Annotated in this window: 16 protein-coding genes; all 16 read right to left on the bottom strand. The window is 34.4% G+C overall.

Going from position 1 to position 16310, the window contains the following annotated elements; genetic code table 11:
* Window positions 1–9 precede the first annotated feature (9 nt).
* Window positions 10–993: an HD domain-containing protein gene (locus AS161_RS02995; RefSeq protein ID WP_011994189.1), complete on the bottom strand. Its 984-nt coding sequence runs from the start codon at window positions 991–993 to the stop codon at window positions 10–12.
* Window positions 990–2084, bottom strand: a complete 1095-nt coding sequence (gene alr, locus AS161_RS02990) for an alanine racemase (protein ID WP_011994188.1) — start codon at window positions 2082–2084, stop codon at window positions 990–992. Before alr ends, AS161_RS02995 begins: the two co-directional genes overlap by 4 nt.
* Window positions 2085–2131: 47 nt before the next feature.
* On the bottom strand, window positions 2132–2503 hold the full coding sequence (locus AS161_RS02985) for a hypothetical protein (protein WP_041256917.1): 372 nt from the start codon (window positions 2501–2503) through the stop codon (window positions 2132–2134).
* A 31-nt stretch (window positions 2504–2534) separates the two neighbouring features.
* Window positions 2535–2756, bottom strand: a complete 222-nt coding sequence (rpmB, locus tag AS161_RS02980; protein WP_011994187.1) for a 50S ribosomal protein L28 — start codon at window positions 2754–2756, stop codon at window positions 2535–2537.
* Window positions 2757–2918: 162 nt separating this feature from the next.
* Window positions 2919–4334: a pyruvate kinase gene (gene pyk / locus AS161_RS02975; protein WP_164541739.1), complete on the bottom strand. Its 1416-nt coding sequence runs from the start codon at window positions 4332–4334 to the stop codon at window positions 2919–2921.
* A 156-nt stretch (window positions 4335–4490) separates the two neighbouring features.
* Window positions 4491–4928 (bottom strand): hypothetical protein, encoded by a 438-nt coding sequence (locus AS161_RS02970; protein WP_011994186.1) that lies wholly within the window; start codon window positions 4926–4928, stop codon window positions 4491–4493.
* Between the two features lie 7 nt (window positions 4929–4935).
* Window positions 4936–5298, bottom strand: a complete 363-nt coding sequence (gene gcvH / locus AS161_RS02965) for a glycine cleavage system protein GcvH (protein ID WP_164541738.1) — start codon at window positions 5296–5298, stop codon at window positions 4936–4938.
* A 63-nt stretch (window positions 5299–5361) separates the two neighbouring features.
* Entirely contained in the window at window positions 5362–7692 is a 2331-nt protein-coding gene (gene recG / locus AS161_RS02960) for an ATP-dependent DNA helicase RecG (RefSeq protein ID WP_164541737.1), read from the bottom strand.
* 26 nt (window positions 7693–7718) lie between these two features.
* Window positions 7719–8852: an RNA methyltransferase gene (locus AS161_RS02955; protein ID WP_011994183.1), complete on the bottom strand. Its 1134-nt coding sequence runs from the start codon at window positions 8850–8852 to the stop codon at window positions 7719–7721.
* Window positions 8836–9402 (bottom strand): hypothetical protein, encoded by a 567-nt coding sequence (locus AS161_RS02950; protein ID WP_011994182.1) that lies wholly within the window; start codon window positions 9400–9402, stop codon window positions 8836–8838. The genes AS161_RS02955 and AS161_RS02950 overlap by 17 nt, the downstream gene beginning before the upstream one ends.
* Entirely contained in the window at window positions 9399–10103 is a 705-nt protein-coding gene (gene rlmB, locus AS161_RS02945) for a 23S rRNA (guanosine(2251)-2'-O)-methyltransferase RlmB (protein ID WP_011994181.1), read from the bottom strand. Before rlmB ends, AS161_RS02950 begins: the two co-directional genes overlap by 4 nt.
* A gap of 27 nt (window positions 10104–10130) precedes the next feature.
* Entirely contained in the window at window positions 10131–10886 is a 756-nt protein-coding gene (mazG, locus tag AS161_RS02940; RefSeq protein WP_011994180.1) for a nucleoside triphosphate pyrophosphohydrolase, read from the bottom strand.
* Window positions 10859–11848: an NAD(P)H-dependent glycerol-3-phosphate dehydrogenase gene (locus AS161_RS02935; RefSeq protein WP_011994179.1), complete on the bottom strand. Its 990-nt coding sequence runs from the start codon at window positions 11846–11848 to the stop codon at window positions 10859–10861. Before AS161_RS02935 ends, mazG begins: the two co-directional genes overlap by 28 nt.
* Before the next feature lie 38 nt (window positions 11849–11886).
* Window positions 11887–12834 carry a tRNA (guanosine(46)-N7)-methyltransferase TrmB gene (trmB, locus tag AS161_RS02930; protein ID WP_241241320.1) on the bottom strand — a complete coding sequence of 316 codons (948 nt, stop codon included), beginning with the start codon at window positions 12832–12834 and terminating at the stop codon, window positions 11887–11889.
* 42 nt (window positions 12835–12876) lie between these two features.
* Entirely contained in the window at window positions 12877–14760 is a 1884-nt protein-coding gene (locus AS161_RS02925) for a hypothetical protein (protein WP_164541735.1), read from the bottom strand.
* Between the two features lie 34 nt (window positions 14761–14794).
* Window positions 14795–16309: an NAD(P)H-hydrate dehydratase gene (locus tag AS161_RS02920; RefSeq protein ID WP_164541734.1), complete on the bottom strand. Its 1515-nt coding sequence runs from the start codon at window positions 16307–16309 to the stop codon at window positions 14795–14797.
* Between the last annotated feature and the right edge of the window lies 1 nt (window position 16310).

Raw genomic sequence — 16310 nt, 5'->3', positions numbered from 1 at the left:
AGTTTCAAATCATTTGAGCAGGAATCTTCTGCTCAAATTAGTATCGTATTCGCTCCATTCTTTTCCGTCGTTTTCTTTGTCCATTATCTGAAAGACTCTATTTAACTTCGAATCCATATTTTCAATGAAGTGTAATACTAATGCCTCCGGCGTTTTGGGTACCACAGGAGAGCCCCATTCAAATTCACCGTGGTGTGAAGCGATAAGGTGCTTCAGTTTTATCAGCTTATCATAAGGAATACCTTTAACTTTTCTATCTAAATATTCTACCCCCATTATGATATGACCGATTAACTCACCCTCTGTTGTGATTTCGATACCTTTTTGATTGATGGTGTACTCTTTGACTTTTCCAATATCGTGCAAAAGTGCACCAGCAATGAGTAAATCCCTGTCTAATTTATCGTAAATTACGCAAACTTTATCTATTATCTTTGCAACGTTTAATGAATGTTCAAGTAAACCACCGATGTATGCATGGTGTATTCTCATTCCAGCAGGTGTTGTCTTAAATGCTTCCGCAAAGCTTTTATCCTCAACGAAGAATATTTCAAGTACTCTTTTATAGTCTTTATCTTTTACAGAGTCTATAAGTTCAACGAGTTGTTTGTACATTTCCTCAGGATTACTTGCTTTTGAAACAAATCGCTCAATGTCGTATTCTGATTCATTTAGTTTTCTCAAGGCATTATCAGAGTTTGATATATTTATTTGCAACCTTTCTTCAAAATATACTACGCGACCAGTTACTCCAACTATCGTTCCATTTTGGATTATTTGGTCATTTTTTTCTGCGTTATACCAATCTACCGCCCTGATGCTTCCAGTTCTATCTTCTAATGTTAAAAGCAGGAATTTTTTTCCATCCTTTGTTTCTTGCAATTTTTTACTACGTACTTTGAATATCCCATCTATTTCCCTTTCAACAAAATTTTCTAACTCCTCGATGTACGGAGCTTTCAATTTTTCAAGAATCTCTTTTGGTATATTCACAATTCCAACCCCTCATATTTTCGTGGTACACGCTCTGATATTCGGCATGTAACCTCGTAATTTATTGTTCCAACAAGTTTTGCAATCTCTTCAGCGGTGATGATGTTATCGCCTTGTTTACCAATTAATATAACCTCATCACCAATTTTTACGTCTTCTAAATGTGTAACGTCAACCATAAATTGGTCCATGCAAACCCTACCAATAATGGGACATTTTTCACCATGGATAAGTACATATCCTTTATTTGATAAATGACGCCAATATCCATCGGCGTAACCTACTGGAATTGTTGCTATTCTCATCTCAGTGAACGCTTTGAAAGTCCTACCGTAACTTACGGAATCGCCAGGTTGAATTGTCTTCACATGTGAGACTGTCGTTTTCCATGAGAGAACAGGTTTTAATTGCTCACTGTAAACACTATCACTTGGTTGAAGACCATAACTGGCAATTCCAACTCTTACATAATCAAAGCAGTTAACGATTTTTGAAACAGACGCTCCACTGTTGCAAAGATGCTTTATCTTAACATCAAGATTCAAATTTGCGAATTTTTCTACCTGTTGCTGTGTAAATTTTACATCCTCATCATCTAAGCTATCTGCTACTGCAAAGTGTGTATAGGCTCCCTCAACTTCGAATCCGACGTTACGCGCGGATTCAATGAAGTCTTTGGCTTCTTCCGGATAAACACCTAACCTTCTCATTCCGGTATCTATTTTAATATGTGCTTTTGGGCGCCATACGTATTTAGTGTACTTCCACAATTGTTCCCAAGAATATAGTGTAATTGTTATATTGTTTTCCATGGCGATGTGAAGTAAATCAGGTTCAATGTAATTGAAAACGAGTATATCTTTAGATATACCGTGTTTTCTTAACTCGATAGCTTCTTCTAAAAATGCGACGGCAAAGTAATCAATGCCAATTTTTTGCGCAGCTTTTGCAAGTTGAACTGCCCCATGACCGTACGCGTTAGCTTTAACGACGGGCATCACCTTTGCGGGCGCGCAGTGTGTTTGAAAAAATCTTAGATTGTCTAAATAATTTCTAACATTTATAACTGCATAAGTCCTCCTGCTTTCCATGAGAACACCCCTATCCAATCTTTCCAATTTTGAGTAATTCTTCCGTCTTAAAAATGATTATCACTTTTTAAAGTTCTAATTTTAGGAGACTTGTGATTTAAATTTATCTTTTCCATAGGTGGTAAATAATACATTTTCCACATAGTCCTAATCTTTGTGGAAAAAATGCCATTTTCTATATCTATTATATCACTCAGCTTTACTTTAAAAAACATAGATTCAAGGAATTCGCCATTAATTTTTATATTTAAGAAAAAAGCTTCTGCTGTTAACAGCAGAAGGCATAGGTAACTTATCGTAACTATAGTATTTGCTATTGTTGAAAGTTGCAAGGAAAAAAGATAAAACACAAAAGGTGAACTAATTAATAACACAACGAAAGTGAAATATTTGTAAGTTTTTCTCACTTTATATATCATACTTCAAAAAAAGCGGGGAAAACCCCGCTTTTTATGCCTCCAATGCTACGGATTGTGATTTGCTTACGTATCTTCTAACTTTTCCTGCTTTTAAACAGCTGGTACAGACATTCATTCTTTTAACTGTTCCATCGTCGAGAAGAACCCTTACTTTTTGAACATTTGGCTTAAACCATCTGTTTGTATGTCTGTTTGAGTGGCTAACGTTTTTACCAGCTCTTGGTTCTTTTCCGCATATTTCACATTTTGCCATCTTTGATTCCTCCCTTTATTTATTTTCCGTTTCTAATATTTTATTTTATGCTTAAAGAAAAAATAGTGTGATGATAAAACATCACTCGTATATTATACCAATTATCTTGTTAAATTCAAGAGGGTAATTGTATATTTCATATTAAATTTTTAAAATAGAGTTTTAGAGTATTGTTTGTACTTGGACTGTATTTGTTGTTCCTGGTTTACCCCACGGTATACCAGCTACTATTATAACTTTGTCATCTTTCTTTGCTAATCCAAGCGATTTGGCTTTGTTTACGACACTTTCAATCATCTCATCTGTTGTTAGTTTTTCTTCTAACATGACAGGTATTACACCCCAAGTAAGGCATAGTCTATGGAATGTTTTTGAATTGTTCGTAGCTGCCATAACAGGAATGGATGGTTTGTACTTTGAAATGCTTATAGCTGTTGTCCCTGTATTTGTAGCTATTATTATAAGTTTTGCCTCTACATTTTTTGCAAGATTTGTGGCAGCATATGAAATTGCGCTTGTTAAGTCAAAACTTGAAGAGTATTCTTTTAACCAGTCGAATTTATATGTTTCGTATTCTTCCATATATTGTTCAGTATTCTTAGCAACTTCGTCCATAACTCTTACCGCTTCGCATGGGTATTTTCCAATTGATGTTTCTCCAGAAAGCATTATAGCATCGGTACCATCTAATATAGCATTTGAAATGTCCGTTACTTCCGCTCTTGTTGGGGTTGGTTTGTTTATCATGCTTTCAAGCATCTGGGTTGCGGTTATGACCGGTTTCTTGTAGAGGCTTGCTATCTCAATTATCCTTTTTTGCGCAATCGGTACTTGAGAAACTGGAATTTCTACTCCCAAGTCGCCCCGCGCAACCATAACAGCATCTGCGACACTGACAATTTCCTCTAAATTGTCTAATGCTTGAGCTGTTTCAATTTTTGCTATGATAGGGATATCTGTAAGTTCCTTTGCCATTTTAACATCTTTCGCTTTTCTGACAAATGAGAGAGCGAAGTAGTCAATTGCTTCTTCGTTACCAAGTCTAATGAATTCTTTATCTTTATCTGTTATCGATGGTATAGAAACATCTACGCCTGGTAAATTCACTCCACGCTTGTGTGTAATTGTCCCACCACGGTCTACTTTGCAGATAATTGTTTTTTTATCTTTTATAACTTCCTCCACCGTAAGCGCAATTGCACCATCGTTTATAAGGATTTTTTCAGAAGGTTTTATTTCTTCGTATAGTTTGTCGTAGTTTATCCAAAATTTTTGCTCATTTCCGACGAATTCCTCACCACAGACGATTTCAACATTGCTACCATTTTCAAGTGTTACGTATTCTTTATCAAATTTTCCTGTTCTAATTTTCGGACCAGCCAAGTCTAAAAGTATAGCAAAATTGTATCCTTTCTCTCTAATTTTTTTGAGTCTATGTATCCTTTCTCTGTGGATTTCTATGGTTTCATGCGAAGAATTTAAGCGAAATACGTTAACCCCACACTCAATGAGCTTAACAATATTATCCTCTTGTTCACAGGCGGGACCTATGGTAGCAACGATTTTTGTTTTGCGCATCTTATACACCTCCATTGATTAAATTTAATCTCTGTTTTTCCTGAAAATTATACCATAAATTTTAAAAATAAAAAACAAGAGGCATCTTATTTAAGATACCTCTTGTTTTTAAACCAATCCGGATATTTTTAGCTATTAATCTCTAATTTGTAAAGTTTATTCGATGTTCCACTTCATTAAACCAACTATAATGCAAATTACAAATGCCCAGGTTAGTGATAAAAGAGGAATAAGCGCAGCACTTTTAACTGTGAAAAAGTCAATTACGTTAATTAACACCATGATAATTCCTAATACAAAAGCTTTTCTCATGCCATTTCTAACTCTCAACTCGCTAAAATCTCTAGCTATTATAAAGGTTAAAATGGCTATTATTACGTAGGCAACAGGTGATATTGAGAGCCCTAATTTTGAGAAGAAAGATTTAAAATCACCAGAGAAAAATCCAACTGAAATAAGTATGTAAACTACTGATACCACGTTTGCTATGTTCATAGAAGCTTTAGACTGTTGGATAACGGCTAATATCAAAGGAACAGCAAGTACAATATTTGCTATGAACATTAATACGGAGTAAGCGTTTATATTCGTCATCTTTAAATTATTCCCCCTCTAATATTTTTTTGTACTCTTCTTCTGTAAGAAGTTCTTCAATTTCTGATGGGTTAGTTGGTTCGATTTTTACAAGCCAACCTTCACCTTCTGGATCTTGGTTAACAAGCTCCGGTGTTGCGCTGACTTTTTCGTTTACTTCAACAATTTTTCCACTGACTGGCGCGTATATATCGCCTGCTGCTTTAACGCTTTCCAATGAAAGTATTACTTCGCCTTTTTTAACTTCTTTTCCTACTTGCGGGAGGTCAACAAAGACGATATCGCCAAGTTGTTCTTGAGCATGATTAGAAATTCCTACCAAACCTGTTTCTGTATCGAACCATTCGTGAGTTTTTGCGTACTTTTTCATACCTTGATACCTCCTTGATAAATTTAATGAAGTCCCGTTCTTATTATAACATAATGAAAAACTTTATCCAACATCTAAAAGTTTGATTCTATCACCGTATAATTCAAATACCTTTTTTATTATACCGCTTTCAGCTTGATTTTCAATTATCCATTTCGCGTCCTCTCTTGCTAGCATTATTAACTCTGAATCAGAAATCAGATCAGCTACTTTAAAGTCCATCATTCCATGTTGACGTGTTCCAAAGAATTCACCAGGTCCTCTAAGCCTCATGTCGTATTCCGCAACTTTGAATCCATCTGTTGTACTGGCAAAAAACTGTAATCTATCCCATGCTTCTTCACCTGCTTCGCTTACAATTAAGAAACAATAGCTCTGTTTGCTTCCTCTTCCAACTCGTCCACGAAGTTGATGTAATTGCGCGAGTCCAAATCTTTCGGCATTTTCTATAACCATTATTGTTGCATTAGGCACATCAACCCCGACTTCTATAACGGATGTTGAGACCAATATCTTTATTTCACCCTTAACAAATTTACTCATAACTTCGTTTTTTTCAAAATCTGACATCCTTCCATGCAAAAGCCCCATAGGTATATCCGCAAAAGCTTCTTTGCTTAGTTTTTCATACATATCTTCAGCTGCCTTTGCGTTTATTTGGTCGGATTGTTCGATTAGTGGATATACTATGTAAGCTTGATCGCCGTTTTCGATGATTTGGTCTTTGACAAATTTGTATACTTCTTTCGCGCGTGTATGTTTTAACGTAAATGTTTTTATTTCTTTTCTTCCAGGTGGCATTTCGTCGATAATGGACACGTCAAGGTCACCGTATAAAGTCAGTGAAAGTGTGCGGGGGATAGGAGTTGCCGTCATTATTAGCGTGTCAACAACCTTACCTTTTGATATCAATTCTTCTCTTTGTTTAACGCCAAATCTGTGCTGTTCATCGATAATTACAAGTCCAAGGTTGGCAAAGTGTACATCTTCTTGAATTAGCGCATGCGTACCTATGATTACATCAAGGTCACCATTTTTGAGCGCGAATTTAATCTTGTCTTTTTCCTTTTGACTCGTGGAGCCAATTAGCAACGCTACACGTATTCCCAAATTCGTTAAGTGGTTAAATATTTTTTGATAGTGTTGAATCGCAAGTATTGATGTTGGAACCATTAATGCACTTTGGAAACCTGCCTCGTAATTATCTATTATCGCAAGTTCCGCGACTAATGTTTTACCACTACCAACATCACCTTGCAAAAGTCTGTTCATAGGATTTGGACTCATCAAATCTTGTCGAATTTCGTTATGGGCTCTGATTTGTGCGTTTGTGAGTTTGAATGGCAGTGAATTTACAAATTTTTCGGCTAATTGACCGGAAAGTTGTTTAGCAATACCACCGATCTTTTCAACATTTTTTCTTGAAATGAAGAGTGCCAACTGGAATAACAACAATTCTTCATAAGCAAGTCTTTTTCGACTCAATTTCTGATGGAACGAACTTCTTGGAAAGTGCATTCCAATGTACGCTCTTTTGATGTCTAATAGTTTTCTGATTTCTACTATTTCATTTGGAATAACGTCTTGATAATTACACACTGCCGATATGTTGTCTTCTATAATTTTCCTCAGAGTTTTTTGCGTTAAGTTTTCAGTAAGTGGATATATCGGTATTATTTCGCGTTCAGGAGAGTTGCTAAGACTTATTTCAGGATTTTGTATTTCAATCGCTCCGAAAAATCCTCGCTTTGGTGTGCCTGAGACATAAACCTCTTTATTAATGAGTTGCTTTAATTCAAGTTCTTTGAATTCTTGGTTGAACCACTTCAAAACAACCTGACTTATTCCATCCTGTAGTAGTGCACTGATAATGACTAAATCCCCTTTTTTAATTTTTTCAACACTTTTAATTATCCCCTTGGTAGTTACTTTCTCATTTTCCCTTATAAACACAATAGGAATTATTTTTCTCCTATCTTCGTAATCTCTTGGGAAGCAGTTTATTAGATCTCCTATAGTTTCAATACCTAATTTTTTCAACAATTTTTCTCTTGAAGGTCCAACACCTTTTGCGTATTTAATTGGTGTATCAAGTGGCTTTGGAACGTCTGAACATTCTAAAGTTGAAGTTAGGTAATTGTACTTGAATCTTTCTACCATTCCACTGACTTGTTGTAGCCTTTTTAGGGCTCTTTCGATAGGTAATTTTTTTGAAGAGAGAATATATTCCGTAAATTCGCTTAATTTTTGTTTTATTTCGTTATCCAACAGTAAGGGATCATCTATTTTATCGAAGTTATCTTCGATATATTCGATAAGTTCGTTTAAACTAGTTTCCTCAATTTTTTTTGCTATTTGATAACAATTGTCTAGGAATTCTTCTATGAGAAGCATATTTCACCTCTCTATGATTAAAAGTTTCAATAGTACATATACAGATATGTCCATATTCCACTATTTTGGAATTTAAATTTTTTTGTTGCTTTGCCAAAGTATTTTTCAAAATCTTCAGATGGATGGATTAAATAAAATTTTCCTTTTGGAAATTTTTCTCTTAATATTTTTATTTCTTTAAGAATATCCACCTCTATTCTTTGACCGTATGGTAGGTTTGAAATCACATAAGCAGGTTCATTAAAGACAGGAAGTTTTCTGAAGTCGGTACATTTGAAATCTATATTTGTGTTGATGTTAAATAATTTTTTTGCTCTATTGTAGTTTTCTTTTGCGATATTTATCACTTGACAATCTACGTCTGATGCGTATATTTTTTTATTTTCAGTCTTAATGTTTTTTCCATTATTCTTTTTTATTATTTCCCATTCTTTCTTTAATATTTTCCAATTTTCTGAAACGTACTTTCTTGAAATATTTGGGACTTCTAATATTGCGGCTTCGATTGGTATCGTCCCACTGCCACAGAATGGGTCAAATAATGGAATTTCACTATTCCAATGCGATAAGATTATTACTCCAGTCGCTATCGTTTCTCTTATTGGAGCTTTACTCGCTTTTATTCTGTACCCTCTTTTGTGAAGACCGATATTTCCAGTCGTATCAAGTAATAGATAAACCGTATCATCCTTTAGGATAATTATAAATGGATATTCTGGACCTGTTTCGTTACTTCCCTTTATGTTATCTAAGATAGCTTTTTTCACAACCGACGCTATAGCCCCGGTTGCACTAAGTTTTGAATTAGTGACCTTTATTTTCTCTATAGTGATTTTCGCGTTTGGTTCAACGTAATCTTTTACACCACTTTTCAGAATATTATCGTAAAGTTCATCGAATGTTTCAGCGAAAAATTGAGAAATGAGTATAGCGATTCTATCTGCAGCTTTGAGTTTAGTATTTATGGAAGGGGTATCTTTCAAATCGGCGGTAAAAAATATCCTCCCGGAGGAGGAATATGTTATTTTGTAATTGTTTTTTCTTAGTTCATTAGCTAAAGCACCTTCTAATCCTGATGTACAGAACGCAACAAAAGTCGTATCACCCATTTTACTATTGTTAGAAAGTATGTTTTGAATATATTCATTTTTCTTTTTCATTATCGTTGTTGTTTTCTCCTTTCGATTTTTTCACATGCCATATAGTATGTTTGTTTTTGCTTTCTTGCTTAGTGAAGTATGAGTCATCTATTACAACGTGCGTTGTCCCTTCAAAAATTATTCCTTCGTTAATTTCTGCTTTCGGGGAAAACAAGACTCTATTTACCGCATTGGTGTAAATCACTTGACCAAAAACATTTGTTTTTGAAATTTGTGCGCCAATCCACATTTGGGCTTTTCTGTAAAAATATTTTGAAGGATATGATGTTTTGTCAAAGCAGATGAAAATGTCAGGCGGTAATTTTACGTAATTTTCTGCGATGCCTATCTCATTACCAATCAATATTCTGAATATATATTTATCATATTTTATATCTATCTTTTTATCGATTGTGTATTTCAATTCCTTGAAATGGTATATATGGAGCTTCAAACCGTCGAAATAAAGAGTGTAAGGAACAGCAAAATGGTGTCCTTTTATTGTTGTTGTTATAAAAATTTCCGGTTCGTATTCATCGATAAATGAAGGTTCTGCTGATAAAATTATCATCCACCCATCTCTCTTCTAAGTACTTCGTATATTAATATACCAGCACTTACAGAGACATTCAGTGAATCTATAGGGGTCTTCATCGGTATTGAAACAAGTTCATCACAGGACTCTTTCACAAGTTGTCTAATTCCACTTCCCTCGTTACCAAACACAATGCCTAAAGGTCTTTCAAGTTTTACTTCCCAAAGTGGTTTACCACGCATGTCGGCACCGTATATCCATACACCTTTATCTTTCAATTTCTCAATGTATCTTGCGAGATTAACGGTTATAACTATCGGTATTCTAAAAATAGTACCAGCCGATGCTTTAATTGAACCCGGCGTAACATGTGCGCTATTATCTTTCGTCAGTACAACCATATTGACACCTGCGGCTACAGCTGTTCGAACAATGGCTCCAAGATTTTGCGGATCTTGAACTTGGTCTAATAAAACTATAAATGGGTTTTCTGGTAAGTAGCTTTCGTCAGCATATTGGAAATCGCCAATATCTATAACAACCCCTTGATTTTTTTCCTCACCACAGAGTTTTTTTAAGACATTTTTTGGTGCTATGGTGTACGGTAATTTTCTTTCTTTTACTTGTTCAATTAACTTATCTAGTTCCTTATCGTGTGAATCCGAAAAGTAAATTAACTTTACTGGGTGGTTGCTTGTCAATATTTCTTTTAGTACATTCCTACCGTATACTATCACCTATTCCACCTCTGGTTAGATGATTTTTTATCTATTTTCTTTTACTTTATTCCAATATTCGTCAAGTTCTTCGAGGTTTAATTCTTCTACTTTTTTATTATCCATTTCGATTAACTTTTCCATCTTTTCAAATCTGCTAATGAATTTCTCTGTGGCCTTTCGAATGGCTGTTTCGGGGTCAACATTTAAGAATCTTGATAAGTTAACTATGGCAAATAACAAATCGCCGACTTCTTCTTCAACTTCTTCTGGTGATTTTGCGTTTTTAAGTTCATCGATTTCTTCATGAACCTTGTTCCATACGTCTTCAATTTTTGTCCAGTCAAAACCAACACCAGCAGCGTTTTCTTGGACTCTTCTTGCAAGTGATAATCCAGGTAGCGCGTGATTCACATCTCCAATACTTGTTCTTTTCTTTTCACCTTTTTCTTTTGCCTTTATTTCTTCCCAACGTGCATATGAATAACCTTGAGCATCACCAAAAACGTGCGGATGTCTTCTTACTAACTTATCGTTCAAGGTGTCTATAACATCATCTATGTTAAAAACCCCACGTTCTTTCGCGATTTGTGAGTGAAAAACAACCTGTAACAGTACATCACCTAATTCTTCTTTTAACTCTTCATCATCTTTCAAATCTATTGCGTTTAATACTTCGTAAGCTTCTTCGATAAGGTATGGCTTTAAAGATTCATGTGTCTGAGCTTTATCCCAATCGCAGCCATTTTCTCCTCTAAGTGTAGCCATTATTTCGACTAATCTTTCAAATTTTTCTCCAGCCATTTTTTTACTTCCTCCATCTCCACTTTTAATGTACGATTCATCAAAGATTTTATAGATTCAAGTGGTGACTTTTTATTGTAAATTACCTCATAGACTTCCTTCATTATAGGAAGGTCGAATTTGTGACCGTAATTTTCGATTATTGCTTTGCAAGTGTACGCTCCTTCAACAACTTCCTTACTTGCTTGTAGTAAATTTATAGGGTCAAACTCTTTTGTTAGCATTTCACCATAGCGTCTATTTCGACTATGTTTGCTATTACATGTAACAACCAAGTCGCCTAATCCAGCAAGTCCCATGAACGTTAATGGATTCGCATCAAAATGCATACCAAATTTTATCATTTCGTACAAACCGCGTGTAATAAGCGCAGCTTTTGCGTTATCCCATCCTCCAAGTCCATCTACTATACCGGCAGCGATGGCTATAACGTTCTTTAAAGCACCGGCGAGTTCAATGCCAGTTACATCATCGTGGGTGTAGACTCTAAAATATTCATTTGAAAATTCTTTTTGGAAAACTTCTGCGTTACTTCCAGCAACAACAACAGCTGTTGGAAGCTTTTTCGCAACTTCTTCAGCATGTGATGGACCCGATAAAATAGCATATTCACAACCTAAAATTTCATGCACAATTTCAGATATTCTTTTTCCGGTTGCTATCTCTATTCCTTTAGAAAGATTCAGTACAATACTTGGTTTATAATCAATCATCTTTAGTACATTTCTTATAAACTGCGTCGGTGTTGCTATTACAATGACATCGAACTCTTTGCCAATGGAGATATCACTGGTTACATATACATCTAAATTAGCGTCTATGTGTGGCATAGTTTTCGATGTATTTAACTTTTGGGCAAGCTCGTTGGTATGTGCCCATAAAAGAACGTCATGACCATTTTCTTTAAGTAATTGTGCGATTGTACAACCCCAGCTTCCAGCACCTAAAATAAAATATCGCATGGAGTCACCTCTGTTTGTTAAAACGTTTAATTTATTGTTTAATTTCCTTCCAAAAATTCGGCTATTGCCTTGACAGAGAATTTTACAGCTGGTGTTCGATAAGGATTTGATGAGCTATCTAACTTTATTATCCAGTTTGAATTTCTATCTTCTTCTGGGTAAGCGACTAAGTAATAATGTTGTTGAAAATCTTTATCCGATGATATTACTTTTATCAAATAGGCATCGTTTGATGTCGATTTGTAAATACCTTTAACAACCACGACAGATGCATTTTCCTTAAAAATTTTTCCATGTAATTCCTTAAATTTTTCTTCATTTATTCTAACTTTTTCGTGGGGCATTTCATGAATACCTCCAATCAATCTTTCAACTTCTATGTGCTTTATTTTTTTCAGTCTTAGCAAATAAATATTCCTTCCGTATTTTATCCATTTTTGTTCGTAGCGCGTTTTAATTTCTCTGTCAGGATTTTCCACAAAACTTTCTAACTCGAAATATCCTTTTTCGGTAGCAATTTCAATTGTTTGTTTAGCGTACCACTCAACATCTGTTGCTAATTCGAATATTCCTCCATCATCGAGAATGTTGGCAAGCGTATCAAAAAACTCAGGAATTATGACTCTTCTTCTTTCATGGGACTTTTTATCCCAAGGAATTGGGAAATTCATAATGACCTTCTCGACAGATTTTGGACCAAAAAACTCACGCATTCCGAACCTTGCATCGGCTATTATTAATCTAACATTTGGGAATTCTTTAAGTCTGTTATTTGCTTTTTTCATTGATGTTATAGAAACTTCAAAACCTACAAAGTTCTTTTCTGGATAATGTGAAGCATAACTTTGTAAATATTCGCCGCCGCCAAAGCCTATTTCAACGATAATTCCATTTTTATTACCAAATATCTCTTGCCAATTTAATGGAAAATATTCGGAAAAAGCTAGTTTTATCTCTTTACTAAAAAGCTCTATCAAAATTAACACCTCACAAAAAATCTCAAGTCTTTTAGATTTGAATTGTCAAAATTAGAAAAATTGTTCTAATTCTTTTATATACTGTCCCGACGGATACTCTTTTTTATAATCCTGATAAATTTTTAAAGCTTCGTCTTTGTATCCAAGTTTTATCTTGCTCATAATCTCATAATAGAAAACATCCTCTTTAAAGTAAATATCGATTCCCTCAAGTTGATCTCTAAGATATGCCATTATTTCATTTGAGATTTCATATTGCGAATTGTTGTAATATTTCAAACCAATTAGGAATATCTCTCTTAAGTCTTTAGTTTCTTTTAATATATCCTGTATATTTACACTGTTGTTTTGTACTTGAACTTGTGTACTTTGATTCGTTGGTTTTGAAACGTTAGAGGAATCACTAAGACTTTTTTCGATTCTATTCATTTGTTCTTTTATTTCCGATATCTCTTTTTCAATTTTTGATACAGTGTCTCCTAGTGAAGCGACTGAATTTTTTATTTGGGTTACATCTTCAATTTTTACACTCTCAGTAGTTTTAGAATCCTTTATGTTATTTAATGATTCTATGATTTTCAGCAACTGTGATTCGATTGAACTAATTTTATCCTCAATGTTCATCGAAGGTGAGGCTGATTGTACATTTTGCGAGGAGTTTACTTGAAGTTTGTTTATTCTGTCTATCAATATATTGAGTTGCTCCTGTATATTTTTAACTTCAGGCTGATTTGTTCTTATTTCGTTGATAGCAGCCTTCAATTCATCTATTTTAGATGATAAATCTGCTTTTTCTTGCGTGTTTTGCGTATTTTGTATAACTTGACTTATTGAATCGATTTTGCTTGAAAGATTCTTTATATTTTCTCTAAGTATTTGGAAGTCTTGGCTATAATCTTTTGAGCTTGTTTGATTTTGTATTTTTTCGTATATTTTAGTCATTTCGTTTTTGATTCCAACTAGCGACTTTGATACTTCCAAGATAAATTGTTCATCGTATACATATTCTTTTGTTTGAGTACCTTGATTTTTTTGGTTGCTTGTTTGATTGGTTGAATAAATTTTTATACTATTTATGCTTTTTTCAAGCGAATTGATTTTTTCAGAGATAAATTGGAATTGTTCATTAATCGATTTTAAACTTACATTGTTTGATTCAGAAGTTTGAGGTTGAATTTGTGAGATTTTGTTATCAAGATATTCGATGCTTGTTTTTATAATTTCAATTGTTTGAGATATATTCTTCATTTCTTGGTCAGATTTATTGGAGAAACTTTCAATTAATTTCGAAATGTTTGTTATTTTATTATTTAATGAGGACAGTTCTAAGCTTCCAGATTTGGTTAACGAAAAGACGGATACTAATAAATTTGCGAGTACTATTACAAAGAGAACAATTAAGAAAGCAGATCCGATTATTGGGGTGAAGTTTTTTCCAGATTTAATTCTGGTTAGTAAAGGGTGAGATTTGTCTATTTGGTAAAGTAATTCTGAAAGTAATTTAATTCTTTTCTTGTCATTCTTTCTAATTGCAGCAAGCAGTTCAAAGGCAATTGCTTCAACAACTTGAGGATAAGTTCGTTTTAATTTTTGTACTTCAGCGATAAAAACTGCGTAGTTTTCCTGCTCATACTCTTTGATTATTTTTTCTATAGATTCAGCAACATTTTCGGCATCGTTTTCGATACGTTGTATAATATGTAAATAATTTTGTTGCTTATCTTTCGGAAGATAGTTATATATTTCGACAGCCCTTTTGTAATTTCCCGCCTGGACTTCCAATTCGAATAGTAAATAAATATATTTTTCACCCAACGCTTCTAATATATTTCGGGCCAGTGATAATTCATTATTTGCGATTAATAACCTTATAAATTTCTCAACAGCTCTAGATTCATCAGTTGGCTTATTAAAATCATTCGTTTCGATAGCCACTTAAAACCCCTCCCAAAAACCTCTTCTTTGCTTTCTAAATTTTTGAAAATGCTTCTGGTAATTTAGAAATGACATCGTAACTACTATTAAAGCCTTCCGCTTGTATCATCTCACCAGCTATCCCAAAAATGTACACACTTGTCTTTACCGCTTCAAGTGGATCAAGATGTTGAGATATTAAAGATCCAATAATTCCAGAAAGAATATCTCCACTCCCGGCTTTGGCGAGAGATGTGTTACCTGATATGTTGAAGAATGTTGTGTTGCCGTCAGTTACAATTGTTGTTGCATCTTTTAGTACAGTAATTACTTGATATTCCTCAGAAAATCTCTCTGCGAGCGTGTAATTTCCCTTAACTTCCTTTGTACTCAACTTAGTTATTCTGGAAAACTCACCGGGATGAGGAGTTAGTAAAATACTTTTTGTGATTTCTTTTTGTTTTAGTATATCAATGTTTGATGATAGTATGTTTAACGCATCCGCATCAATAATAACTGGATTTTGAATTTCAGTTATAATAAAAGATAATATATTGATTTTTTCATCAAAATTATCTTGACCCCATCCAGGACCCACAACGATAACAGAATTTTCCGAGCAGTTCTTAACAACGGAGCTTACGAAATCTTTACTTACCGAATCCATTCTGTAGCAAATTAAAGAAGGATCATAGCTAAGGGCAATATCACATACTTCAGAAGGACCTATAATTTTAACCATCCCAGCGCCAGTCTTCTGAGCCGCTAACGCAGATAACACGGGAGCACCGATATACTGTTTTGAACCACCTATTATTATCACTTCACCAAAGCTTTTTTTATGAGCCCACCTTGGTCGAAGAGGTTTCTTTAAATTTTCACCTGTTATTAGAAATCTTTTGAATGATTCAGATAAAAAAGTCTGGGAAGGTATACCTATTTTCGCAATTTTAAGCTTACCTATTAGGTCTCTCCCCGGGAAGAGAAGATGACCGGGCTTTGGAAATCCAAAAGTGACAGTCATAGTTGCTTGAACGGCCGAACCTAAAATTTCTCCTGTATCAGTGTCTATTCCTGAAGGTATGTCAACAGATACTACGCAATTTGAATAAATGTTTATCGCTTCAATCAAGTTAGCTATACTTTCATCCGTTATTTCCCTTTTTAATCCTGTTCCAAATATTGCATCAATAACGATGTCTGCGCTTGAAATCATCTCAATAGTTTTTTCTAATCCGAGTTCTTCGTATTTATAAATTATGCCACCGTGTTTGAGAAATCTATTTCTATTAATTTTTGAAACTTCTGTTTTGGGTTCACCTAAGGTTATAACCCTTACTGCCTCTGTATAATTCAGTATATCACGAGCTATTACATAACCATCGCCACCATTGTTGCCTGGGCCACATATCACAACGAAGTTTTTTTCTGATAGACTACCATACTCGTTCCAAATTGCTTGGACAGTTGAAATACCAGCTCTTTCCATGAGAATTTCTTCTGTCATCTCAAACTTTTCTATAGCACATTTCTCTAATTCACGCATTTCTTGGGAAGTTACAACAACCATA

Source organism: Fervidobacterium sp. 2310opik-2, assembly GCF_011057735.1.
GTDB lineage: Bacteria > Thermotogota > Thermotogae > Thermotogales > Fervidobacteriaceae > Fervidobacterium > Fervidobacterium nodosum.
The sequence above is the reverse complement of the archived record's forward strand: the minus strand, read 5'-3'. Positions and strand labels throughout refer to the sequence as shown.